Below are 24291 nucleotides of genomic sequence, written 5' to 3'. Positions count from 1 at the left end.
TATAAAATTAATTGTAATTGTTTAACATAACCGGCATCACCAACATCAGTACGTCTTCGTTCTCATCATTGGTCTGCGGAATCAGCAAGCCTGCCCTGTTTGGCGTAGAGAGTTCTAAAGTCACTTCCTCACCACTTAAGTTGCTCAGCATCTCTATTAAGAACTTGGCATTAAAGCCAATTTCCAGATCTTCACCCTCGTATTGACAGCTCAGGCGCTCATGTGCTTCGTTGGCAAAATCAAGGTCTTCTGAAGAGATATTCAGTTCGCTGCCATTGATCTTTAGCCTTACCTGGTGTGTGGTTTTGTTGGCAAAAATAACCACCCTGCGTAGGGTATTCAAGAATAGTGCCCGGTCGATCACCAGTTTATTAGGGTTATTGGCCGGAATAACAGCTTCATAATCAGGATAACGCTCATCAATTAAACGGCAAACCAGGTTAATGTTCTCAAATTTAAAGAAGGCACTGGTTGCATTGTAATCAACGGAAACATTGATATCGGTAGAAGGCAAGGCAGCTTTCAACAGGGTCAATGCTTTTTTAGGCAAAATAAAAGAAGAGCTTTTGTCTGCCTTGCTGTCCATACGTCTGTACCGCACCAGCTTGTGCGCGTCGGTAGCCACAAAAGTAATGTGCTCTTCAGACAACTGGCAAAAAACTCCGGTCATAGCCGGGCGAAGCTCATCGTTACTGACTGCAAAAATGGTCTTGGTAATGGCCTCGGTTAACACTGAAGCCGGCAGGTTTACAGATGAAGCATTTTCTACAACAGGGATTTTAGGAAAATCATCACCATTTTCTCCGCTTAATTTGTATTTACCATCGCCCGCACTGATCTCGATAGAAAAAGTACTGTCGTCAATGTTAAAAGAAATGGGCTGATCAGGCAGCGTTTTCAAGGTGTCCAGTAATATTCTGGCTGGTACCGCAACTTTCCCTCCTTCTTTGGATTCAACAGGCAAAGAAGTGGTCATGCTGGTTTGCAGATCGGTAGCAGATATCGTTAAATTTCCATCTTTAATCTCAAACAGGAAATTTTCCAGTATAGGCAAAACAGTGCTGCTGCTTGATGCACCGTTAACTGTTTGCAAATGTTTTAAAAGCGTTGATGTGGATACAATAAATCTCATAGTTATGATCTAGTCAGTTCTCAAAAATATAAAAATTACCTTGCATACTTGTGCTTACGGTAATAATGTTGAAAAATTGCGAATGATATTAACAATAATAAAGGCCCTGCCACATTGATCAGCTGCCATTGCAACTTTTCGGTACGCAAACGGGTCTTATCCAATAACCTGATTTTAACCTCTTTATTGCGCAGGGTGATCAGATTTTCAGCATTAGTCAAATAATCAGCAATATTTAATAACAATGCCTTATTTCCATAATTCCTTTCGGAATACCTGTCAAAACCCAATGGAAAAGCCGAACCATCACTTGTACTCACCTGGTTTTTAAAAACATCCCCGTCGCCAATCACGATCATTTTGCTGGCTTTACCAGCCAGGGCTGATGGATAAGGTTCCGTAATTCCTGCAGGTATTGCCCGGTTTAAAAATACAGAAGGAAAACTCCCCTCGAGCAATACTCCAACGGCTTTCGGAACACTGGCATAATCCCTTGGATCAGGCTGTTCGGCCACCATTTGCAGGGAAAGTAGTTTAGGCGTATTGAAAACCTTATTGAAAGGAGAAGTATGCAAAATCGCTGTTTTGCGGATGCCTTTCACACCAATGGTATCCACTGTACTGACAAATTCACTTTTAACTCCGTCTATGTTTTTTACAATGGCACTGGCCGTATCTGGCATCAGCAATGGATAATATACCCAGGGGGCCAATTGGATCTGACCTTGCCCGCCCCCCATAGCCAAAGGGATTTCCACGCAGTTGGCATCCGCAACCAGGTTATAATTTACCCTTGCCCCATATATAAACAGCATATCATCCAGGTTCAGCCTGCGATTAAAGGCCAGCTGCTCGCCAGAACCTTTTAAACTGTCCAGATCAGCCCCTACCTGATCTATACACCAGACCACCCGGCCACCGTTCCTGACAAAATAATTGAGCTTGTATTTCTGGGCTTCCGTAAATTCTTGCTGTGGCTTGGCAATAATCAACATTTTCAGTTTATCGAGGCCTCTTCTGTCCATCAGGTCCAGGTTTACCCTACCCACCTCATAACTATCAGAAAGGCTTTTGATTGCATCATGGAGCTGCAGATCGGACAATTCCCCATTGCCTTCTGTAAAGCCTATTCTCGGATGCTCCCCCTTCAGTACCTGCTGTATGGCAGAAGTGAATACATACTCCAGGTTCTGTATGGAATTGTTGATGCTTTCTTCATAACTGCCGGCAGCGTTAAAGTTTTGCAGCAATTTCACTGGAAACTGTTTGTCCCCGCTGCTCACCATGGCCATCGGAAAAATGATTTTCTGGGCAAAGCCATTGTCATTTTTGATGTTCAGATTGGTTGGCTCAATGCCCACCTGGTACAGGTTATGGATGGCCGTATCCTGTTCTGCCGCCGATAAACCGGCAATCGGATCCGCAAATACGATTGTAATATCTGTTCCGGCATAGGCGCGGTAATCGGTCAGGAGGTCTTTGGTTGCGCGCTGCAGTCTTTTAAAAGCAGCAGGGAGCTCACCATCCAGAAAGACCGTAATGATGACCGGTTTTTTCGTGTTTTTTAAAATTGATCTCGTTTTTTGGTTTAACGTAAAACGCTGTTCCTTCGTAAAATCTATACGGGTATACGCATATTGTGAGATCATATTGACCAGCAGGAGCAATAGTAAAAAACCGATGGCACCCAACCAGGTCTTTTTATGCTTTACCATTTCCGTCCTCCTATCACTATTTTTGCAGCACCCAAAAACAACAGTACAAAACTGATGAAATAGACCAGGTCCCGGGTATCGAGAACTCCCCTGCTCATAGACTGGTAATGTTGGTTTACACTTAATACCAGAAATACACCTTCCAGATAGCTTAAAGTGAACAGCTGGCTCAGGGCATCAAAACCATTGCAGGCAATAAAACACAGAAATGCGGCCAGGGCAAAGGCAATAACCTGGTTTTTGGTGATGGAAGAAGCAAAAATGCCAATGCTGGTAAATGCAGCCCCCAGTAACAATAAGCCAATGTACGAACCGGTCACAGCCCCGGTATCAAGGTTTCCCTTGGGCATTCCAAGGGCCGATACTGAAAAACAATAGATCAGTGTTGGGATCAGGGCAAAAAGAAGCAATACCAGGCAGGCAAAATATTTGGCCAGGATAATCTCCCAGTCTGTTATTGGCCGGGTAGCCAGTAAAATATAAGTACCTTCTCTTCTTTCTTCTGCAAAGGAACGCATCGTGAGCGCAGGGATTAAGAACAGGAATAAGAATGGCGCCAGGCTAAAAAAACCCGTCAGTTCCGCGTAACCGTACTCCAAAATGGAAGTGTCCGGAAAAAACCATAACAGCAGCCCCGAAACCAGCAGGAATATGCCAATGGTGATATAGGCCATCAGCGAATTTAATAAGCTAAATAATTCCCGTTTAAAAACTGCGTACATGACTCCGGATTAATGAGGCCGAAGTTAACGAAATATAGATAAATGCACCAATATTAATTCCTTCAAAACTATTTTACCGATTGTTTTAACCGGATATAATCTTTCCTCATACGCTCCAGTTGTTTGCGGTAATTTTTATCCAAAGCTAAATTCTCCCGTTCCTTCGGATCGGCTTTGATGCTGTACAATTCTTCGTATCCATGCTCAATGAATTTCATGTATTTAAAGTCTTTGGTTACAACACCCTCCACATTAGGTATTCGTGGACTTTTATTAAACGTATGTTCGTAAAAAAATTCAGACCGGTAAGGTGTTTTACCTGCTATGGCCTCCAACAGGCTTTTACCCTGCACACCTGCCGGTATACGACCGGAGGCCAGTGAAATGATCGTTGGCGCAATATCAATGTTCAGCACCATCTGCTGGTTCTTTTTACCGGTTTGCGCAGCAGGCATCCTTGGATCATAATAAATTAAAGGGATCCGGACAGACTCTTCATGGCCATACCATTTACCTTCCAGACCATGTTCTGCCTGATAAAACCCATTATCGCCCATAAAAATGACCACCGTATTTTTGTCGATACCAAGATTTTTTAGCTGCAGCATCATTTTCCCTATCACATCGTCCACACCTGAAACCAGCCGGTAATAATTTTTAACATTTTCCTGGTATTTTTCAGTTGTATCAAACAGGTCGTGCCAGCGTTTGCGGGCTTCATTCTGTTCCGTCCTGAAAAAATCCGGGAAACTGTCCCAATACCTGGCATCGGCCGTTTCGGGCACCGGCACACTAACATTCCTATACATGTTCTTAAACCGTTCTTGCACCACATAAGTTGCCGGCTTGCCGTCTAGTTCATGAGGGGCCTTAAAACTTACAGAGAGACAAAACGGCTCCTTATCTGCAAATTTATTCAGAAAGATTTCAACATCGTGCCCAACACTGTCTGTATGATGTACAGGCCTGCCTTCCGCATTTTTCAGCATATAAGGTGGTTGTCCACTCCTGTTGCAAGACCAATAATCAAAACTTTCAGCTGGCGGATGATCGCCTACACCATATTTACCCACAAAACCCAGCCGATAACCTGCATCTTTTAAGACCATGGGATAGCTATCCTTCAGCTGAGCCTGGCTCAGGTCAGTTTTAAAATCGTTTATCTTATGTCTCGACTCATATTGCCCTGTTAATATACTGGCACGACTTACACAACAAATTGAAGTGGTTACGTAGGCATTGTTAAACAGGATACCCTCTCCGGCCAGTTTGTCGAGATTTGGTGTTTTGATAATTTTATTTCCGGCAGCACCAAGTGCGTCCCAGCGATGGTCGTCGGTAAGGATGAAAATAATATTTGGCAGTTGTAACGGAGGATGTATGGCTTTTCCACTAAAAAATAAAAAAAATACAATTGCTGCGATGGATGCTCTGTTTATCATTAACCTAAGTTAATAGCTTTAACCTTAAAAACCACCATATATTTTGGTGCGGCAGGTTAAAAATTATAACCGGCCCTCAGGCCAAGAAAAGATAAGGTCCCGGTGCTTCTGGACCAATTTTCGTAACGTAATCCAACATCAACTGTTCCGGTTTTGGATACCGGAAATTCTGTACCCAAGCTGGGGGCATAGCTAAAGGAAGTACCTGAACCGTACCCATTGGCTGTTGAAATAGATACACCAAATTCTCCGGCGCCATAAACATGCGGGACAATAAAATACCTTGCCCCAGCTTTTATGGGTACAAAACCCTGTTTATATTTGATATTGGAAAATACAGCAGGCCCATGGAACCTGAGATATCCTACGCTACCAGTAATGTTTAAGTTTTTGGCAACAGGTTTCTGATATAGCAGTGATACCCCAATGCCATAATCGGCAACATCTTTAAAATCTCCTGCCGGGAAAGCAGCCTCTAAGCCCAAACCAATTTTCGATTCGTTGCCGTTTGTTTGAGCCAGGCTATAATTCCATGTAAAAAAGCAGGCAATGGCCATTGATAATATTTTCTTCACAAATGATCTTTTTTGAATGATGCAATATTATAAAATATAGCCAGCATAACAAAGTCCATATATATTCCGCATCCATGTTTTCAATTAAAACAATGGATATTTATAAATCATAGAGAAATGACAGGAAATAATTAATAAGAATTTTTTAATTAACATTGATATGCAAATAATTCAATAATTACATCTGTAAAGAACTAACTAATTTTCTTTTGATCAATGACACAAAAATTCATTACAATTGCCGGTTGTAAACTGGCCTATCTTGAAAAAAACAGCACAGTTCAAAATACCATCTTTTTTATCCATGGAAATTCACTTTCTTCCCGTTCCTGGAAAGCACAATTAATTAGTAAGGAATTACAGGATTACCGGTTAATCGCCATAGACTTACCTGCACACGGTGATTCTGAAGCTTCGCCAGATCCTGCCAAAGATTACAGTATACCGGGTTTGGGTGCAATTATCGCCGCTGCCGTAAAAGCCTTAACCGCGGACCGTGCATACATTTTGGTTGCTTTGTCGCTGGGAACGAATATAATGGCTGAATCTCTTGCCTTCGGTCTCCATCCTGCCGGAATTGTACTTGCCGGAAGCTGCCTTATCGGAGAAAAACATACACTCGATAGTTTTGTTTATCCTGATACAAATGTTGCCGTAGTTTTTACAGAACAAGCTCCGCAAAACGAAGTCAGGCTATATGCCTCCCAGGTTATGAGCAACAGTGATGCATTGGTAGTGGAAGAATTTGTGACAGATTATTATCAGGTGAAGTTGCTCTTCAGATCATCATTGAGCGGCAGTATCCAGGAACAAAAATACAACGATCAGATTGCATTGATCCATGCGGTTGACAAACCCGCATTGGTTATTTTTGGAAAAGACGAACAGGTTATCAATCCTGATTATTTAGATGATGCACCGTTTAAGCTATGGCAAAACACCGTTTTTAAGATTCCCAGTGCCAGCCACCTGGTACAGTCGGATCGTCCGGAAGAATTCAATAAATTGCTGGCTGATTATGTAGCAGCGGCTTTTGTTTAATTTCCTGTAACAGGAAGATTTTATATCACCCCGGTTTTAATGGCAAAACCCACCAATGCAATTGCATTAGGTGTATTGGTCTTATCCTGCATATGTCTGCGGTGATTAACTATAGTATATTCGCTGACAAATAATTTGTCTGCGATCATTTTACTGCTCAAACCATCAGCCATCCACAACAACACCTCTTTTTCCCGCTTAGAAAACAATTTGTCTTCCTCATTTAAATAGTAAGCCTTTTTATAAATGGTTTCGCAACTGCTTAATCCACTGACATCAATTTTATCTATGGTCTGAAAAACAGTACTTTTACTATTGTAATGGGTTACATTGATCAGAATCCCCATGCTAAATATGGGATTGCCCATTTCATCAGACAAAAAGGAATTGCGCTGCAGGTAATGCTCCTCTTCACCTTTCCTGTTTTTAACTGCAGTGTTATAAGAAAACACATAATCCTTATGTGTTGCCGCCGGTATGCTTTTCAAAAAATCCAGTCTATCCGGAAAAATCTCCTGGTTAAACAGCCTTAAATGATCACGCTGTTGTATCTGTAAGGTATGGTTAACTCCTTCGTTTAAAAAACACCCGGATTCATACCCTGCAAAGTTCTCGGACATGTTGACATACAAGCCCGTTCTGTAATTTAACAAATAAATAAAAGGGATACTGTGCTGAAAAAAGGAATGCGCAAAACTATTGGCATGTATAAATTTATCGAAATCAGTCAGATACAACTGTTCGGATTCGCATAGCTTACCATGCATGGTGTCCAGATAATCCAGCCAGGTTGGCCTCCCTTTAGGTTTCATACGGGTATAATTTAATGTACAGTTAAAAAACCAGGGATTGACAACCTAAATATACAAATTTCAATTAAAAAATGACAACAAATAACTATATATCGATCGGTTAAGTAAACTTAATTTTAATTAAATTTTCTTTTCAGATGAAAACAACCTCAATTCTAAAAACTTCAGGCATCTTGATGATGTCCTGGACTGCATCACTTATCCTGATTTCATTATCAGCATTAAATGCACAAACAGACAGTACAAAAAACGATGATGCAAAGGCACCTTATAGAAAGAATATAATAAAGATAAATCTTGGGGCAGCACTGGCATTGAAAAGCTATAATTTCAGTTATGAGCGTTTGCTGAGCCGGAAAATTAGTTTTGTTGGCGGATACAATACCATGTCTGAAAATAAGGTATCTGAACTGCCACTGATGAAAAAGGTAATTGATCAGGCATTCGACGAGGATGATGAGGTCAAAAATGATCTTGACCGGATCAAGGTTGCTAACACTGCCTATAACGGAGAATTTCGCTTTTACCTGGGTAGACAACCAGGAGCAAGAGGGGCTTATTTCGCCATATATGGCAGGTACGTAGATACAAAAATTAATTATCAGTACCAATTTGAAGGCAATACCAAAACCTATGATATCCCGATAAAAGGCAACTTTAAAGGGTTTGCAGGAGGTATTTTAATGGGGACACAGTATATCATCTCCAGGAGGGTGGTTATTGATGTCTATTTTGGAGGCCACTATGGAAAAACAAAAGGTGATGCAGACGGACTGGTTGACCTGAGCAGCATGAGCGCACAGGAAAAAAGCGAGTTAAAAGATGATCTGGAATCAATTGCTACAATAAATGACAAGCAATACCTAACCGCAACAGTAAGCAATGATGGTGTACATGGCAAAGTAAATGGACCGTTAATTGGGCTTAGGGCTGGGTTCAGTTTGGGAATAGCTTTTTAAAATGAACAAAAAAAACCGGCTTTATAAGAACAAAAAAAGGCCCTCCTGGAATGATCCAGAAGGGCCTTTTAATTAAATGCGTTGTGGTTACAAGCCGAAGTTATAAGCTAATCTTAAGCCAATGAAACCACTGGTTGAAGAATCAGCTGACCAAGCTTCATAACGTGCGCCCAGCTCGATTGAACCTTTGTCAGCTACAGGAAAGTCAACACCGATACCTGGAGTATAAACAAATGCTGTTGAACCTCCGTCTTCAGTAGAAAATGCTGCACCAAGTTCGCCCGCTGCGAAGAAATTTTCTCCAAAGTAATATCTTGCACCAGCTTTAACCGGAATATATCCAGCATTTCCGCCTTTAATGGTTACCCCACCAAAGTCAATATCCTTAAATTTAAAACTTGTATAACCGGCACTACCAGTTACCAATAAATTTGCTGCAACAGGGTGTTGATACTGTAATGAACCGCCAAAACCGAAATCTGCTGCATCACCAAAATCTCCCATTGGGAAAGCGAATTCAGCGCCTACACTTAATTTAGGGGCTTTAGTTTGTGCATTAACACTAGAAAATGCAAATAAACCTGCAACTGCTGTTAGAAGTAATAATTTTTTCATGTTTTTACTATTTAATTTTTAATTTGATTTATCCCTTTGATGCAAATACGCTGCCAATCGTTACAGAAACTTATAAACATTTTAACACTTTTTTGTAAAAAAAGAGGATTTCAATAGCAAAAACCAACAAAATCAATGAGTTGACCTTTTTTATCAGGAAGTCAGTTTTTTAAAAATTTCCTCGAGGGAAGCCAGTTCATGTTTCTTTTTTAACTCAGCAATAGCGGCATTGGCTACAATACAGCCTTTATGGATAATGATGACATCGTCGCAAACGGCTTCTACCTCCTGCATGATATGTGTAGAAAGGATCACGGTTTTATCTTTGCCCAGGCTTTTGATCAGTTCCCTGATTTCGCTAAGCTGATTGGGGTCGAGGCCTGAAGTTGGTTCGTCCAGGATCAGTACTTCAGGGTCGTGAATGATGGCCTGGGCCAGCCCTACCCGCTGCTTGTATCCTTTGGACAACATGGCGATCTTTTTATGCTGTTCGGCAGTTAAACCTACCTTTTTAATGATTTCATTTACTTTTAAAACTGCATTTTTTAATTGGTAGGTATTGGCCACAAACAACAGAAATTCCTTTACATACATATCCAGGTACAAAGGGGTGTTTTCCGGCAGATAGCCCATGATGCGTTTCAGTTCGATGCCCTGGGTCTGGGTATCATATCCGCATAAACTGGCCGTTCCCGAAGTAGGTATCATATATCCTGTCAACATGCGCATGGTAGTTGATTTCCCTGCTCCGTTTGGCCCTAAAAAGCCCAGTATCCTTCCGGGTTTGGCTTCAAAGCTGATTCCATCAACTGCTTTTTGCTTATCGAAATGCTTGGCCAATGCCGTTACTTTAATGCTCAATTTCTTTATTTATTTAATATTGCTTAACGCTGAATAGTAAAGCGCAAATTAAGTAAACGGCAGCAAACATCCATACCTTAAAATTGTTTAGCTAAAAACACCATCCCATTTATGTATAGATCTTTTGTTTTTCACCGCTACAACTATGGTATGCTGGTTTTGCTTGCTACATTGCTTTCCTGCAGATCCGGCTCTGTTAACCTGTTCAAACCGGCTTCTCCCCATCAGGCCTACCGTCAAAAACTCATCAACGCGGGGCTGGACCGGAGTGCTATGGGCAGTTCCTGGATCAGCAATGCAGATGAAAGTTTGAAGAAATCATTAAACATCAGCATTCCTTATAAAGAAACCGGATACTTTGCCGCGGAAAGAATTCCTGTTTCAGTTTATCGGTTTACCGCTAGCAGGGGGCAAAAACTCAAAATTAACCTGGTAAAAAAACCGGATAATAATTTTGTGATCTACACAGATGTCTGGGAGATACCCGAAAACGGCCGTCAGAAGTTGATTGCCTGGGCAGATACCACCGGACAGCCCCTGGAACTGGATATCAAATCAAGCGGCATCTACCTGGTCCGCCTGCAACCGGAGCTGTTGAGCAGCGGCCAGTATACTTTGGAAATCAGCAGCGGGCCGTCTTTGGGGTTTCCGGTAAAATACTCTGGAAAGGCATCTGTTCAAAGCTATTTTGGTGATGGCCGGGACGCCGGCAGCAGAAAGCATGAAGGAATAGATATATTTGCGGCCTTTCGCACACCGGTCGTTGCAGCAGCAGCAGGGACAGTGCAACGCGTTAATGAAAACAACCTTGGCGGAAAGGTGGTATGGCTCCGACCCATCGGAAAAGATTACACTTTATACTACGCACATCTGGATGAACAACTGGCTATTGAGGGCCAGCAGGTGCTGCCGGGTGATACGCTGGGTTTAATGGGGAATACCGGCAATGCCCACAGCACGCCACCACACCTGCATTTTGGAATCTATACATCGGATGGCGCAATTGACCCATACCCTTTCGTTAATACCGCTATCAGGCCGCTCCCCGCAATAACTGCTTCTATAAATTATCTTAATGACACGGTGCGAAGTATAGGTAAAACCTCCGTTTTCGCAGGGCCTGAAAGTAATTCATCAGAATCGGCAATAGTAAAAGCCGGCACCATAATACAGGTGACTGCGGTTAACAGCAGTTGGTATACCGTGCAATTGCCCAATGGGTATACTGGCTTTATACCTGGCAAACAAATTTCCAGCCTGGCCAGTCCGCTGCGCAAACTGAAAATAACAAGTCCTGCGCAAAATGTTTACGACAGACCAGACAGCCTTGCAGCGATTAAAACTGCACTTTCAATGGGCAAAATGGTTGATATATTAGGCCATTTTGAAAATTACCTGCTGATTGCCGATGGGGATAAACAAACTGGCTGGATAAAGGAGTTGAATTTAAGCCGTTAACTTATATCTTTGCATCATTATGGCAAAGAATACTAACGACGAGCAATTTAAAAATGTAATATCACATGCTAAGGAATATGGTTTTGTATTTCAAAGCAGCGAAATATATGATGGACTGAGTGCTGTATACGATTACGGGCAGTTGGGTGCTGAACTGAAAAACAACCTGAAAACTTATTGGTGGAAATCCATGGTCCAGATGCATGAAAACATTGTGGGCATCGATTCTGCTATATTTATGCATCCTAAGGTATGGAAAGCCAGTGGCCATGTGGATGGCTTTAATGATCCGATGATCGATAATAAAGATTCTAAAAAACGTTATCGTGCTGATCAGTTATTGGAAGACAAAATAGCCCGTTACGAAAAAGACGGCAAAACAGAGAAAGCGGCGAAGTTGCAGGTGGATATGGACGAGGCACTGAAAGCAGAAGATCTGCAGACATTGAAAACGCTGATAGAACAGCATGAGATTGCCTGTCCTGTTAGTGGTACAAAAAACTGGACAGAGGTACGCCAGTTTAACCTGATGTTCAGTACCCAGTTTGGAGCCATGGCTGAGGGTTCTGAAGCCGTTTACCTGCGTCCGGAAACGGCACAGGGTATTTTCGTCAACTTTCTGAATGTACAAAAATCTGGACGGATGAAAATTCCCTTCGGGATTGCACAGATTGGTAAAGCTTTTAGAAATGAGGTGATTGCCCGTCAGTTCATCATGCGCATGCGCGAGTTTGAACAGATGGAGATGCAGTTCTTTGTGCGTCCGGGTGAAGACCAGAAATGGTTTGCTTACTGGAAAGAAGCACGCCTGAAATGGCACAAGGCCCTGGGTACCCCGGCCGAAAAATACCGTTACCATGACCATGTGAAACTGGCACATTATGCCAATGCTGCTACGGATATAGAGTTTGAGTTCCCGTTTGGATTCAAAGAGGTAGAGGGCATCCATAGCCGCACGGATTTCGATCTTTCCCAGCACCAGGAATACTCTGGCAAGAAAATGCAGTATTTTGACAATGATCTGGATGAAACTGGTAAACCTTATGGCAACTATGTTCCGTATGTGATTGAGACTTCCATAGGTTTGGACCGCATGTTCCTTTTGACGATGATCAATGCATTTGAAGAGGAAGACCTGAGTACTGCCGATAAACAGGACAGCAGGACTTTGTTGCGTTTACATCCTTGCCTGGCTCCTTATAAAGTGGCCATTTTTCCGCTGACGAAAAAAGATGGCTTGCCTGAAAAAGCACAAACCATAATGGATAACATGAAACTGGATTTCAACTGCATTTATGAAGAAAAAGATGCGATTGGCAAGCGTTACCGCCGCCAGGATGCAATTGGTACGCCATTTTGTGTGACGATAGATCATCAGACCTTAGAGGACGATACGGTTACCATCCGCCACCGGGATACGATGGAGCAGCAACGCATTGAGATCAAACACCTTGATGAAATTATTGCGAGTAAAACGAGCTGGAAGAATTTGCTTCGTAAAGAGTAAAAATAACCGTTCTCGTCGAAGACTGGAAAAAGTTGCGCTGAAGAAGCGCAAATTATTCCTATGTCTTCTCTGAGAAGGTAATTTTTCTGTCAAGCCGGGTGCAGAGGGGGATTGATTAAGCAGGGATGCAAAATGCAGTGGATCTTGATTACAGATATGGAACAAAAGTAAACATCCATTTATCAGGATTTTTCCAGTCGGCTCCTTTAAATGAGCCAATGGGCAGTTTAACGATCACCTTGTTCCATCCCTTTTTTAGCAGGATCTTTGTAGGCTCACGGTACTCATACCCTTCATCAGTTAAAGGCTCCTCCATATCACCTTTTAATCCTGCCTGTTTCCAGACTGGGGCTGGAATCAGCTGGCCATTCACAAATACCTGACTGTTCCGGTTATCCCAGGTTCCGGCCTTAGGCGAATCTGAGGAGTAAGAACGGGAAAGGTTATTGAAACCGATCCAGAAATCCTGTTGTTGATCCTTATCGCTCCAAATGCGGGTTGTGGCATACCAGGTGGTATTTTCCTCAGGACTGTCCAGCAAACCTTTCACCAGGGGTGTCCACCAATGCCTTAAAATTAGCGTTCCGCCAAGCGCATTTAAATTACCAGGCTCCTTTTGTATATTAAAATTTTGATTTTCCGGTGCAAAAACTTTGGTTAACACGCCCCCGTTTTTGAAAGGTCCGTAAAGCTTCCATTGCAAATCTGATTGCTTTACATAAGGGAAGGGCAGTCTGGCAAAGTATAAAGCTTTGTGCTGGAGCAGCCTGTTTTCGAATTCCGCAAATGACTTTGCTGCTTTGGTATCCGGTGCACCAATGTTTGCGAGCCAGCCCGCTGTACCTCCACCCTTCCAGCTTCTTTCAGCAAAAGCCAGCATCGCGGGATAAACAGGGTTCTGTAACAATACATCTTCGGGTTGATTCACCCTTCTGTCGGGCCAGGTACAAATAATGCCACCCAATGCGGCGTCATTGCCTATATCCAGATTACAGATCTTTCTGTTAAAGATGCTGGCCACACTTTCCAAAGGATCCATATGGTTTAAATAAAGATGCCTGGAATCGATATATTTGATATTTTTATTGCTGCTTATTTTAGTAGCGCCCTCCATCCACAACTGCCGGACGGTACTTTCTGTAAAATTACCTCCCGGTTCCCATCCGATTACCTGTTTCCCTAAACTTTCTATCAGACTGGTTACCTCCGGCAAAAAGTTCTTATTGGTGATTTTGACTTCATCGGCCCCGATATGCAGATAAGGCACATCATAAGTGCTGCAAAATTCCCTGATGATATTTTTTACGATGGCCAGTCCGCTATCGCTTTGCATGTCTGTTTTCATGGCCCTTTTAAAAGCTGCACTATGCCCGGGCATATCTATTTCAGGTACCAGGGTGATGTGCCTGTCTTTGCAGTAACTGATCAGTTCTTTCAGATCTGCTTCTGTATAAAACCTGCCTTTGTTGCGCAGCATGGTTTCCGGACTGGTCAACTGAGGATATAATTTACTTTCCAGACGCCATGCAATGTCTTCGGTAAAATGAAAATGAAAAACATTCAGTTTGTATCTGGACATGACATCAATCTGTTGTTTTAACAAGTGCATTGGCATGAAGTTCCGGCCGGCATCAATCATATAGCCTCTCCAGGCAAAAGCAGGCCAATCGGTAATTTGGCAGGCATTTACATGATGGCTTTTACCTGCCAACAGCTTTAAGGTTTCTATCCCGTAATGTATACCTATATCACACTGCGCGGTTAAAGTTATCTTCTTTGTAGTTACCCCTAAATCATAAGCCTCATTTGAATTTACGGCTGCCTTTATTTTACCCAATTGCAATACGATAGCATCAGCTCCCCTGTAGTTCTTTACAGGCACATTAAACCCTAAATTTTTCAGGTACAATTGTAACCACAGTGCTTCCTTAGCTAAGCTTTTATCTTCAACAACAATTGCCTTACAGTTTTTAAGGTTAAACTGTCCGGTATTAAACTGCAGTTCTTGTGGCAAAGGGATGATATTGTTGTATCCCTTTGAAGGCAATTGCGCTTTTACCACAACAGTATAAAGCAAGAAAAGGACAAGCAGTTTTTTAATCATCATCTTTGCTTATTGAGCTGTATCGGCAGCAGATTGCTGTAAATATTCATTTAACAAAGTCATACAATACCACTCCTGTCTGGGTAAATGAAAAGGCCCTTTAAATAAATTGCCTTTTGCACGTTGTGCGAGACTTCCATCTTTGTGCAGGTAGCCGAACCACTCTCCGTTTGCCGCGTCGTGAAAATGCTGATAAGCATACTCGTGTACCAGTTTGTGCCATTGTGCATACTTCTCCTCTCCTGTTATGGTATAAGCCAGTAGCGTTGCGATAATGACTTCATTATGCGGCCACCAGAATTTCATATCCTGCCAGTATTCCTGCACAGGCTTGTTGTACACATCCCGGAAATATAAAATCCCGCCATGCTCTTTATCCCAGCCGCGTTCCCACATGTAATCCAGCATTTTGCAGCCGAGTTTAATTAACCTGGGATCATCGTTCCTGTATTTTGCTTCGTGAAGGATAAACCAGGCCCCTTCAATGGCATGTCCGGGGTTTAAGGTACGGCCATCGATGTGGTCAATGATACTCCCATCGGGAGCAACCTGTTCCATTACACACCTGATATCATCCTTTACAAAATAGGTTTCAATTTCATTGATCCATTTATCGATCCATTCATCACAACGCGGATCACCTATTGTTTCCCGGAGTTGCTGTGCCGTATTCATCATGATCATGGGCACCCCAATCCCTTTAGCGGGCCTGGTACCGGTATATTTAGGAGGTAATAATCCCGGATTGGTGGAATATTCAATACATTTGCCAAAGAGGTAACGGGCTTGTTTAGCCGCAGCCTCATCCCCGCTGGCTTTGGCATATGCTGCATTGGCAATTACCGCAAAGGTTTCTGAAAAATAATAGCGGCGCTTACGGATGGGTTGACCATCACGGGTAACATGGAAAAACATCTGCCCGTCGGTATCAAAACAATATTTATTTAAAAAATCTATGCCTGATCTGGCGCCGTCCAGCCATTCTTGTTTTTTTTCAACAGTGTTGTATAAAGTTGACAAGAGCCAGGCCGCACGGCCTTGTATCCAGACCGCCTTGTCGTCATCTATCAGGCTTCCATCCTGGTCACGCATGAGTAAATACCCTCCATATTCCTTATCTATAGATCTTGGGAACCAAAATGGGACGGTATCATTTAATAACTGATTGCTGTAATAGGCCTTAAGTTGTTCTAAATCTTGTGATGTATAGCTCATTTTAATTTTTTATGGTAAGGAAATGGAAAATGTCGAAGCGGGCAGTCCAGCTTTATTAACCAGATTGGCACGGGTAAAGGGCTGCCAGGCATACCATACTTTTTTTATTTGCTGCCCTTTGGGGATGCTTAATAAAACCTGGTTATTCACAATTGTAGCGTTTACTGGTTTTAAACGTTTTCCTTTTGCGGTAAGCAGTTCAAAACCCTTCAATGACATTTGATCCCTGGTAAAGAGCTTGTCGTTTTCTTTAAAACTAATGACAATCTCATTGTGCTTTAGTGTTGCTGTTGACACCATAGGGCCGTTAGCCTTTACCGCTTGATGGTAAGTATCTTTTAATGCCAATAAGGCAAGGCGTTCGCCAACTTCTTTTTTCCGCTTCGGATGAACGTCCAGGGAATCTCCAAGGTCCAGACTTACCGCCATACCTGTATTTGGAATGTTTAACTGAAGCCTGCGCTGTGCATCCCTGAATTCCGGCCACAATGGCCTGTCGAGACTGGACAACTGCACGTAATAAAAAGGGAAATCATCAGCCCATTGTTTTCTCCAGCTATTTACCAGTACCGGGAAAGTCTTTTCATATTGCGCTGCATCCTGTGCGTTGCTCTCGCCCTGGTACCAGATTACTCCCTTTATCGGAAAGGCTGTGAGTGCAGCAATTCCTGCCTGGTAATTGTAACCGGGTTCGAAAGGATGGTGCTGGTCAGGGCTCCTGGCATGCTTTAAATTAACATCGGTACGGTCCCTTACCCAATCCTGAAGCATGGCTGATGTGCGCCAGCCGGTTAATATACCTGAAACTTGCGGATCTTGCAGCAGCACAGCCCCGTCTATCCAGGATTCTATGGGCGAGCCGCCTACAGCCATCTGGATCAATCCAACCGGAACCTGTGTTTCTGCAGTTATGTTTTTACCAAAATAATAAGCTACAGCGGAAAATGTTTTTGCTGTATGGCTGTTGACAGGCAACCATTCCCCTTCAAAATAGTCAAAATTGTTAACCCTGGCCAGTGTTAATGAATCCCATCCCTGATTGTTGGTTTCTGCGGCGTTTTTAAATTTCATGATCCGGAGCAGGGGGTTCTCTTTCAGCTGCGCCAGTTCTGCCATACCGGTTGCAGACTGGTTTAATGGAAATTCCATGTTAGACTGTCCGGAACATAACCAGACATCACCAATCAGGATGTCTTTTAAAATGATATCAGATTGCCTGGATTGTACCTGGAGCTGGTATGGCCCACCATGAGGCATTTTTGGAAAAACCAAAGCCCATTTTCCTTCCGGATTGGCTGTAGTGTGCAGTGTTATCTGGTTAAAAGTTGCTTCAACAGCAGCATTTGCGTTCGCCCTTCCGTAAATGGTTACAGGCTTATCCCTTTGCAGTACCATATGATCTGTAAATACAGCTGCAAGTTTTACAGATTGGGCAAATGTAAACTGTTGTACAAATACCAACAAAAAAATAAGGACAACCCTTTTAAACATGGCTTATAACAAATTTACTTGATGATATCTTTAACCGGAATTTTAACAAACAGCAAACTCCTGACGCCTTCATATAGCAAGCCCAGGGTTTGGTCATCTATTTTAGTAAGTGCGGAATAGCCGTATGATTTACGTTCGTCAAGGTATAATAGATTTAAAGGTTGCCAGGTTTCTCCTAAATCCAGACTAGCTTTAATGGTAGTATGTGCCCTGGGTGGCGTTGAAATATTCAAATTGCTGAAAAACAGGACATCCTTTGATACACCCTTAAATTTTACATTGGCCTTTATTAAACTGGCCATACAAACCGGGTCGGCTAAGGCGCTATAGGACGTTACATGTTCCATCCAGCTTTGTCCCATATCTTTTGTGGTGGCTACGCTCCTGAACTTACCCCTGTTGTCTCTCATGTTCAGCATTAAAGTTCCTGGAGTTGTTTCTACAAGCTGGGCCTCTGTGGTATTTGATTTTGCACCAACAGCGCCTCTCCAGCTTTTACCATGGTCATCGCTATAGATTAAAGTGGAATGCGGCATTTTTGCGGCATCCCAGTATTGGGCCGGGAAAACAATTTTCCCGTCTGTCATGGCTATTCCATTGCCCGGACCAGGGAAAAACAAGCGCCATTCCGGATTTTTAACCTGGTTGGTGATGCTGTAGGGTTTGGTCCAGGTTAGTCCGTCATCCTTACTGCTGCTAACCAGGAACTGCCCGGTTTCTTCAGGACTTAAACCAGGCCCTGAGCCTGCAATAGACCGGTTCCCTTTACTCCATAGAGCTGAAACCCATATGGTTTTAGTGACAGGGTCAAATAAAATCGAAGGATCACCGGAACCACTGTTATCTGCCGGTCCACCCATATCCATAATATTTCTCATGGCATCCCAGGTTTTACCTCCGTCGGTACTTCTACTCATTCCGACATCAATATTGCCCGGGAGATCTCTGTCATTGTCATAACGGATATCGTAAACGGAAATTAAAGTTCCTTTGTCTGTGGTGACCATACCCGGGATGCGGTAAGTATGTACATTTTCGTCATTGGGCTTGCGCAGTGCAATGCCCAGGTATCTTGAACTGACCTGGTTTTGCGCGACTTTATAGATCAGGCCTGATGCGTCGGTCAATTGATCAGCTTTGATTCGCAGCTGATGATCAATATCAGCATTGTCTTTTAAAGTTACACTTAGCCATAAGCTGTGTTTTCCTGGTGTTAAAGTCGTGCCAAGCGTAATGCTAAACTGATTTGCTGAGGGTATTGTACTCCCCAGCAATTTATTTTTTGAAAGTTCCTGCTGATCGTCTCCCTGGTAAAGTTCCAGCTTTGCGATATCTTGTAATCCTGTTGTTTCTATATTGCCTTTAAATTGCCGGAATGCTATCGCCTCGCTGCCTGGTGGGATATCAATTGCCAGACGCAGATACGGATTAACTTCCATTCTTTTAAAGATAGGATTAACGGTTGGTTCGGCAGTAATGCTTATGCCGCCAGTGCCTCGGGCTTTGTAAATTTTATCTGAGCAGGCTAACGCAGCTGCTATAAAGATGAACAGGATAAAATGGTTAAATATTTTTCTGTTATTCATTTTCTTTAAATTAATGTGTTGAACCGGCATCGACAAAGTCATTCACTTTGGGACGCAGGAAATAAAGCTGGATAATTAAGGCAACCAGGACAATGCCCGCCAGCATGGCAAAATCTTTTCCAAGGTGGCCTGCATCAGATGATTTTCCGAGCAGATTGGTAATATAGGCCCCGGAAAACACACCGGTCATGTTCATCAGTCCATAAGCCGTAGCCCTGTACTTTGCAGAAACAAACTGACACAGGATGGGCATATTGTTGGCATCGAACATACCAAAGCCTACACCAAAACATACGGCAGCACCTACCACATGTAAAAGCGAATGTCCAAAACCCAGCAACAGCAGGGATGGAATGGTTAGGGCCAGGCCTATTGCACTAGTGTAAATCCGCCCCTTGATGTTTTTCTGGACCCATTTGTCTGATAAAATACCTCCGGTGATCACTCCTAAAAAAGAAGATGCGGCTATGGTAATGGTAGAAAGGGGGCCGGCGGTAGCCATGGGGATCTTTAAATTTTCTGCAAATAAGGTAGGCAACCAGTTTTTTGCCGCCCATCCCGGCAAGCTGGGTACCGCGAAATAAAGCAGGATGATCCAGAAAGATATATTGGTAAACAATAAGCCCAATCCCTTAAGTACAGAAGGCTTTACCACAAAGCTATCAGTATTTAAGCGATCTTGATCCGATCCCTTTTTTTCGCGGAGAAAAACGATCAGTACCAGGGCATAAACAACACCTACAATACCAAAAGAATGAAAGGTAGCCTGCCAGGAAAACTGATCGGCAATAGTGGCGCCGAAACCGCCCAGGGCCTGTCCCATATACAATCCGGTCATGTGGACACCAATGGCGAGCGACCTGGTTTTTGGGGAGTGAAAATCGGCAATTAAAGACAGACCAGCCGGAATATACAAGGCCTCGCTTACGCCCATTAAAGCCCGCAGCCAGTAGAGCTGGTTAAAAGTGGTGGCATAGCCCATCAGGTAGGTGACTACCGACCATACAAACAAACTGCCCACAATGAGCCATTTCCGGTTAAACTTATCGGCGATGATGCCCGAAACAGGGCTCATGAAACCGTAGATCCACAAAAAGATGGCCATCAGGTATCCAAAATTGGTAGCCGATTGCAATTCTGCAATGTCTATCTGCATTGCAGGTTTCATGGTAGACAGCATTTGCCGGTCCATGTAATTCAGCAAGGCTACCCCCCAAAGTAATCCTACAACAACCCAGGCATATCTTTTAGTATTCATCATCTCTTTTTCTTTCTAATAAAATTACTCAATTCTGCCTGATCTGATAGCGGATGTACGAACACCAGGTTTTACTTCTCCGCTGGAAAGGATAATCTTCCCATCCCAGAGGGTTGCAGTGGTGGTTACCTGTGCTGCAAAAGGCAGGTCGCCAATTTTAGTCCAGGTGTTTTCCAGTGTATGGTACAACAGCATCCCTCTGTAAAAACCCTTGTGATGGGTGCTCAGTTTGTTCTTCGCCTTAATCAGTCTGGATTTTTCTTCCGCCGTTCTGGTCTGGGAAATTTGCAGAATATATTGTTCTATTTGATGGAATACCTTCCCGTTATCACCACCTGTGATTAAAATGAAATGATCAGCTATGGCAACACCTGCTCCTGCAGAGAAATTGGTCGTATTTTTTCCATCGTTTATCGCTGCACAGGATTTCCAGGACTTTTTGTCCAGGTTGTAGAAAAAAGTACTGTTCCGCAGCTCGCTGATGCCTGATGCAGTTTTTGATCTTCCACCAATTACATAAATACCGGCATTTTGTGCCACGACAACGGCGTTGGCCAAAGGAACAGGTAGTTTAGGTAAAGCCAGCCATTTGGGATGCTGATCGTCCAGGTCCAGGCTAAAAAAAGAAGCCGAAGATTCCTGTTTGCTGTCTCCTCCGACTGCATATACCACATTTCCTATACTCGTTAAGGCAATATTGGTAAGTGCAACCGGCAGGTCCGGCAATTGCTTTATCAGCACTTGGTTCATAACTACATCCCAATTTAAAAGATAGGCTTTGTTAGACAATCCCTTATCATTTTCTCCGCCGGCATAAACAATTCCGGCAGGAGTTGAAGTATTGCCACAGTAGGCAATCGGCTCCGTTAAATGGGCCACATTATTCTTGTTCCAAACAAAGTTCTTTCCGGCGCGCTGGAGTACATGGATCTCGTTCGAATATTGCTTTTTCCCACCATCCCATGGCTTTTTATCCGGAAAATTTGCCCCTCCTGCCACAATCAACACCTGATTATTAACGGCATTAACTGCTCCTGCAAAACCTAAAGAAGGTTTCCCATTCACATCCTCCAGCCGGGCGATCTCGGCCCACTCCACACGGGTAACTTCAGTTCTTTGCGCAAAAACAGGGTTTGTAATTAACATGATATAAAAGAATAGGAAAGGTCTGTACATTTTATTTATTGTGAAGTGCTGACGCCAGCGGCGATCGACTTAAAGTTATGAAAACCCAGGGCTTCCACGTCTTTTTTAAACAATTCAAACTGTGATACATTCATATTTTTTACCGGCAGTCTGAATTCGCCACAATCCAGGTTGACCAGTTTCATGTATCCCTTGCCTACAGAGATACCGCCATATTTACCTAAAAGCCGGATCATATCTATTGCTTTTTGCTGCAGTGCACGCGCTTCTGGAAGATTGTTTTTGTGAAAAGCATCAATCATCTCGTAATAAAGTGGTGCAGCATAATTGAAGGTGCTGCCTACTGCACCTTTTGCTCCCAATACCAATGCAGAGAGCATATTTTCGTCACGCCCCCAAAGCATATCATATTTACCGTCTTTAAAGCTCATGCAGCTTTGAAAATCCATAAAATCTTCATGCGTATATTTAATACCTGCAAAATTCATAATTTTATCATCAACAGCTTTCAGCAGGTCATACATGGCATAGTTGCCACCTGTTAAAACCGGAATGTGATAATAGTAAAAAGGCATATGAGGTACTACTGCAGCGACCTCGGCGCAAGCATACGCCAGTACCTCTGCATTGGCCGGCTTAAAGTAAAAAGGAGAGGTAAAAGATACCGCATATAAGCCAATCTCGCTGGCATACAGGGCAAGGTCTTTACAATCGGCAATACTTGTACCCCCCAGTAACATCATTACTTTAAAGTCCTGATCTTCCGATGTACATTCTGCCCATTTCGCAGCTACTTTCTTCTTTTCTGCATTAGTCATGGATACGCCTTCGCCGGTAGAACCACAGATGAAGGCGCCTGTAACGCGGTTTGATTTTAAAAACTGGTAGTAAGCTGGTATTAAGGATGTATTTAATTCCCCATTTTCATCCATCGGTGTAAATGGTGCGGCAATTAAGCCTTCTAGTTTTTGTATTGTCATGTTGTGTATATAATTACTGGTAAAATCCAGTTTGGAATTTTAATCAGCAGCAGTTTTTCACCGCCACTGATTAATCAAAAAATAGTTAGAATTGCGGATAGCCGTCTGTTTGCGTCAAAGCCCGGTTATTGGTCAATGTAGTCCTGTCAACCGGCCAAAGCAATTTATAGGCTTCTGAAGAAGGAAGTGCAGTATTTGCGTATACGAAACTGTCCCCCATTCTTCTCAGGTCGTTCCAACGCTTACCTTCGCCAATAAACTCAAACAAACGTTCCCTCAAAATTGCAGCTTTAATGTTTCCGTCACCCGCCTGGTTTGGAAATCCCTGCAGGGCTAAACTGTAATTGACACCATAGGCTCTTGCCCTTACGTCATTAATCTCAGCAGCCGGACTTTCTCCTAAAATTTCTTTTGCTTCTGCCAGCAGAAGCAATAAATCCGCATAACGATAGATGGGATAATCATTAGTATACCTTCTAACTCCTGCATCCTGCTGTCCCTGATATTTTTTCAGAAAACAGCCTGCAATTTTATAGGTACCCGGGCTTGGAAGCGAATATGCAGCTTGTATCGAAGCATCCCTTCGGGTATCTTTTTCATTAAATTTTCGGTAGGTGGCAATTTTTACCGGCGCACGTAACAGTCCTCCGTAGTTTTCAGAAACCACATTAAATTTCCTGTTTGCTAAGGAATCATAAAAGTTAGCAATTAAACCTGTCTGTGGCGTAAACGAACTCGGAATAAAAGACATTTCCGCTTCGTTGAGCTGATACCGGCAAGCCATAATCATTTCCTTATTACCTTTCGTTGTACCAAAAACATCGGCATAGGGCGTGTTTAAAGGATTGGAGGATGTGGTAACCAAACCCAATGCAGGAACATTGGTTTTGATATCGTTCAATGCGGTTTTGGCAATATTTGCATCGGCAGCGCCCCCTGTGCGGTGAGCAGTCCATAAATAAACTTCTGCCTTCAGCATTAAAGTTGCTGATTTTGACCAATAGGCTTTATTTCTCCTTATCGAATAATCCGTACCAAAATTTTCAACTGATTTGTCAATATCGTCTTTTACAAATTTAATCACTTCATCTGCTGATGAAGATGCTTTGGCCAGGTTAAACAAGTCCAGATTTCCAGCATCAATAAAATCTGACTGTATTACTGTTTTACCCCAGCTTTCATAGAGCTGAAAATAATAGTAAGCACGCATGCCATAAGCAATGCCCAGATAGTATTTTTTGGTAGCCTCCGGCACAACGCTTCCTGTATTAAGTTTATTGATCAAAAGGTTAAGCTGATTGATATTTGTATAAAATGTTCCATAAGTACTTACTCCGGGAATATCCAGGTTTAAAGTATGCAGCCACATCCTTTCCAGCCCTTGTGAAGCTTCTCCTGTAAAGGAACCAGTTGTACCAGGGTCATTGCCATAGATATCCGAGCGCAGCTCCCCCAGGAATATAAAGTTTCCGTTATGACTACGAAACCGGCTGTGTATACCAGACACGAACGCATCATACTGATCCGTATTTTTCCAGTAACTGTCATCGCTAAGGGTACTGATAGGCGTTAGCGCCAGATCTTTTTTGCAGGAACCCATGGCTACTGCAAGCAATAGTGACATTGCTATAAAGTTTTTATAATTCTTTTTCATGATTCTTTAGCCTTTGTT

General features: G+C 42.9%; 20 protein-coding genes. 4 read left to right on the top strand and 16 right to left on the bottom strand.

All coding sequences use genetic code 11. The features are described from left to right. Positions 1 to 7 precede the first annotated feature (7 nt). The 5 genes from dnaN to R2Q85_RS18535 all read right to left on the bottom strand — a co-directional run bounded on the left by dnaN (position 8) and on the right by R2Q85_RS18535 (position 5586). Positions 8 to 1132: a DNA polymerase III subunit beta gene (gene dnaN, locus R2Q85_RS18555; protein WP_316813284.1), complete on the bottom strand. Its 1125-nt coding sequence runs from the start codon at positions 1130 to 1132 to the stop codon at positions 8 to 10. Between the two features lie 35 nt (positions 1133 to 1167). Beyond that, positions 1168 to 2847: a gliding motility-associated ABC transporter substrate-binding protein GldG gene (gldG, locus tag R2Q85_RS18550; protein WP_316813283.1), complete on the bottom strand. Its 1680-nt coding sequence runs from the start codon at positions 2845 to 2847 to the stop codon at positions 1168 to 1170. Next, a complete protein-coding gene (gene gldF, locus R2Q85_RS18545; protein WP_316813282.1) occupies positions 2841 to 3569 on the bottom strand; it encodes a gliding motility-associated ABC transporter permease subunit GldF in 729 nt (242 codons plus the stop codon). Before gldF ends, gldG begins: the two co-directional genes overlap by 7 nt. Positions 3570 to 3637: 68 nt before the next feature. Then, positions 3638 to 5011 carry a sulfatase gene (locus R2Q85_RS18540; protein WP_316813281.1) on the bottom strand — a complete coding sequence of 458 codons (1374 nt, stop codon included), beginning with the start codon at positions 5009 to 5011 and terminating at the stop codon, positions 3638 to 3640. A 56-nt stretch (positions 5012 to 5067) separates the two neighbouring features. Next, entirely contained in the window at positions 5068 to 5586 is a 519-nt protein-coding gene (locus R2Q85_RS18535) for a hypothetical protein (protein ID WP_316813280.1), read from the bottom strand. A 216-nt stretch (positions 5587 to 5802) separates the two neighbouring features. Here R2Q85_RS18535 and R2Q85_RS18530 point away from each other — a divergent pair, with 216 nt between their 5' ends. Continuing rightward, entirely contained in the window at positions 5803 to 6627 is an 825-nt protein-coding gene (locus R2Q85_RS18530) for an alpha/beta hydrolase (protein WP_316813279.1), read from the top strand. A gap of 20 nt (positions 6628 to 6647) precedes the next feature. Here R2Q85_RS18530 and R2Q85_RS18525 read toward each other — a convergent pair whose 3' ends face one another. Beyond that, positions 6648 to 7439, bottom strand: coding sequence for a LuxR family transcriptional regulator (locus R2Q85_RS18525; protein WP_316813278.1), 792 nt, complete (start codon positions 7437 to 7439; stop codon positions 6648 to 6650). Positions 7440 to 7576: 137 nt separating this feature from the next. Between R2Q85_RS18525 and R2Q85_RS18520 the strand changes: the two genes are divergently transcribed. After that, positions 7577 to 8398 (top strand): DUF3575 domain-containing protein, encoded by an 822-nt coding sequence (locus R2Q85_RS18520; RefSeq protein ID WP_316813277.1) that lies wholly within the window; start codon positions 7577 to 7579, stop codon positions 8396 to 8398. Between the two features lie 87 nt (positions 8399 to 8485). Here the strand turns inward: R2Q85_RS18520 and R2Q85_RS18515 are convergent, their stop codons facing one another. Both R2Q85_RS18515 and R2Q85_RS18510 read right to left on the bottom strand, forming a co-directional pair. Further along, entirely contained in the window at positions 8486 to 9013 is a 528-nt protein-coding gene (locus R2Q85_RS18515) for a hypothetical protein (RefSeq protein WP_316813276.1), read from the bottom strand. A 153-nt stretch (positions 9014 to 9166) separates the two neighbouring features. Continuing rightward, positions 9167 to 9874, bottom strand: coding sequence for an ATP-binding cassette domain-containing protein (locus tag R2Q85_RS18510; RefSeq protein WP_316813275.1), 708 nt, complete (start codon positions 9872 to 9874; stop codon positions 9167 to 9169). Between the two features lie 111 nt (positions 9875 to 9985). On the opposite strand from R2Q85_RS18510, the gene R2Q85_RS18505 reads away from it, so the two are divergent. Together R2Q85_RS18505 and R2Q85_RS18500 are read left to right on the top strand one after the other, a co-directional pair. Beyond that, positions 9986 to 11332 carry a peptidoglycan DD-metalloendopeptidase family protein gene (locus R2Q85_RS18505; RefSeq protein WP_316813274.1) on the top strand — a complete coding sequence of 449 codons (1347 nt, stop codon included), beginning with the start codon at positions 9986 to 9988 and terminating at the stop codon, positions 11330 to 11332. Positions 11333 to 11351: 19 nt separating this feature from the next. Continuing rightward, a complete protein-coding gene (locus R2Q85_RS18500; protein ID WP_316813273.1) occupies positions 11352 to 12839 on the top strand; it encodes a glycine--tRNA ligase in 1488 nt (495 codons plus the stop codon). A 148-nt stretch (positions 12840 to 12987) separates the two neighbouring features. Here R2Q85_RS18500 and R2Q85_RS18495 read toward each other — a convergent pair whose 3' ends face one another. The 8 genes from R2Q85_RS18495 to nanU all read right to left on the bottom strand — a co-directional run bounded on the left by R2Q85_RS18495 (position 12988) and on the right by nanU (position 24273). Next, positions 12988 to 14946 (bottom strand): beta-N-acetylhexosaminidase, encoded by a 1959-nt coding sequence (locus R2Q85_RS18495; RefSeq protein ID WP_316813272.1) that lies wholly within the window; start codon positions 14944 to 14946, stop codon positions 12988 to 12990. Between the two features lie 6 nt (positions 14947 to 14952). Further along, complete coding sequence (locus tag R2Q85_RS18490) at positions 14953 to 16158, bottom strand: AGE family epimerase/isomerase (RefSeq protein WP_316813271.1); 1206 nt, start codon at positions 16156 to 16158, stop codon at positions 14953 to 14955. Between the two features lie 9 nt (positions 16159 to 16167). Beyond that, on the bottom strand, positions 16168 to 17649 hold the full coding sequence (locus R2Q85_RS18485) for a sialate O-acetylesterase (protein ID WP_316813270.1): 1482 nt from the start codon (positions 17647 to 17649) through the stop codon (positions 16168 to 16170). A 14-nt stretch (positions 17650 to 17663) separates the two neighbouring features. Next, complete coding sequence (locus tag R2Q85_RS18480; RefSeq protein ID WP_316813269.1) at positions 17664 to 19235, bottom strand: sialidase family protein; 1572 nt, start codon at positions 19233 to 19235, stop codon at positions 17664 to 17666. A 10-nt stretch (positions 19236 to 19245) separates the two neighbouring features. Continuing rightward, positions 19246 to 20496, bottom strand: coding sequence for an MFS transporter (locus R2Q85_RS18475; protein ID WP_316813268.1), 1251 nt, complete (start codon positions 20494 to 20496; stop codon positions 19246 to 19248). A 21-nt stretch (positions 20497 to 20517) separates the two neighbouring features. Beyond that, positions 20518 to 21639, bottom strand: coding sequence for a kelch repeat-containing protein (locus tag R2Q85_RS18470; protein ID WP_316813267.1), 1122 nt, complete (start codon positions 21637 to 21639; stop codon positions 20518 to 20520). A 35-nt stretch (positions 21640 to 21674) separates the two neighbouring features. Then, a complete protein-coding gene (locus R2Q85_RS18465) occupies positions 21675 to 22619 on the bottom strand; it encodes a dihydrodipicolinate synthase family protein (protein ID WP_316813266.1) in 945 nt (314 codons plus the stop codon). 85 nt (positions 22620 to 22704) lie between these two features. Further along, positions 22705 to 24273 carry a SusD family outer membrane lipoprotein NanU gene (gene nanU, locus R2Q85_RS18460; protein WP_316813265.1) on the bottom strand — a complete coding sequence of 523 codons (1569 nt, stop codon included), beginning with the start codon at positions 24271 to 24273 and terminating at the stop codon, positions 22705 to 22707. Positions 24274 to 24291 lie beyond the last annotated feature (18 nt).

It is taken from the genome of Pedobacter heparinus, from assembly GCF_032678725.1.
Lineage (GTDB): Bacteria > Bacteroidota > Bacteroidia > Sphingobacteriales > Sphingobacteriaceae > Pedobacter > Pedobacter heparinus_A.
The sequence above is the reverse complement of the archived record's forward strand: the minus strand, read 5'-3'. Positions and strand labels throughout refer to the sequence as shown.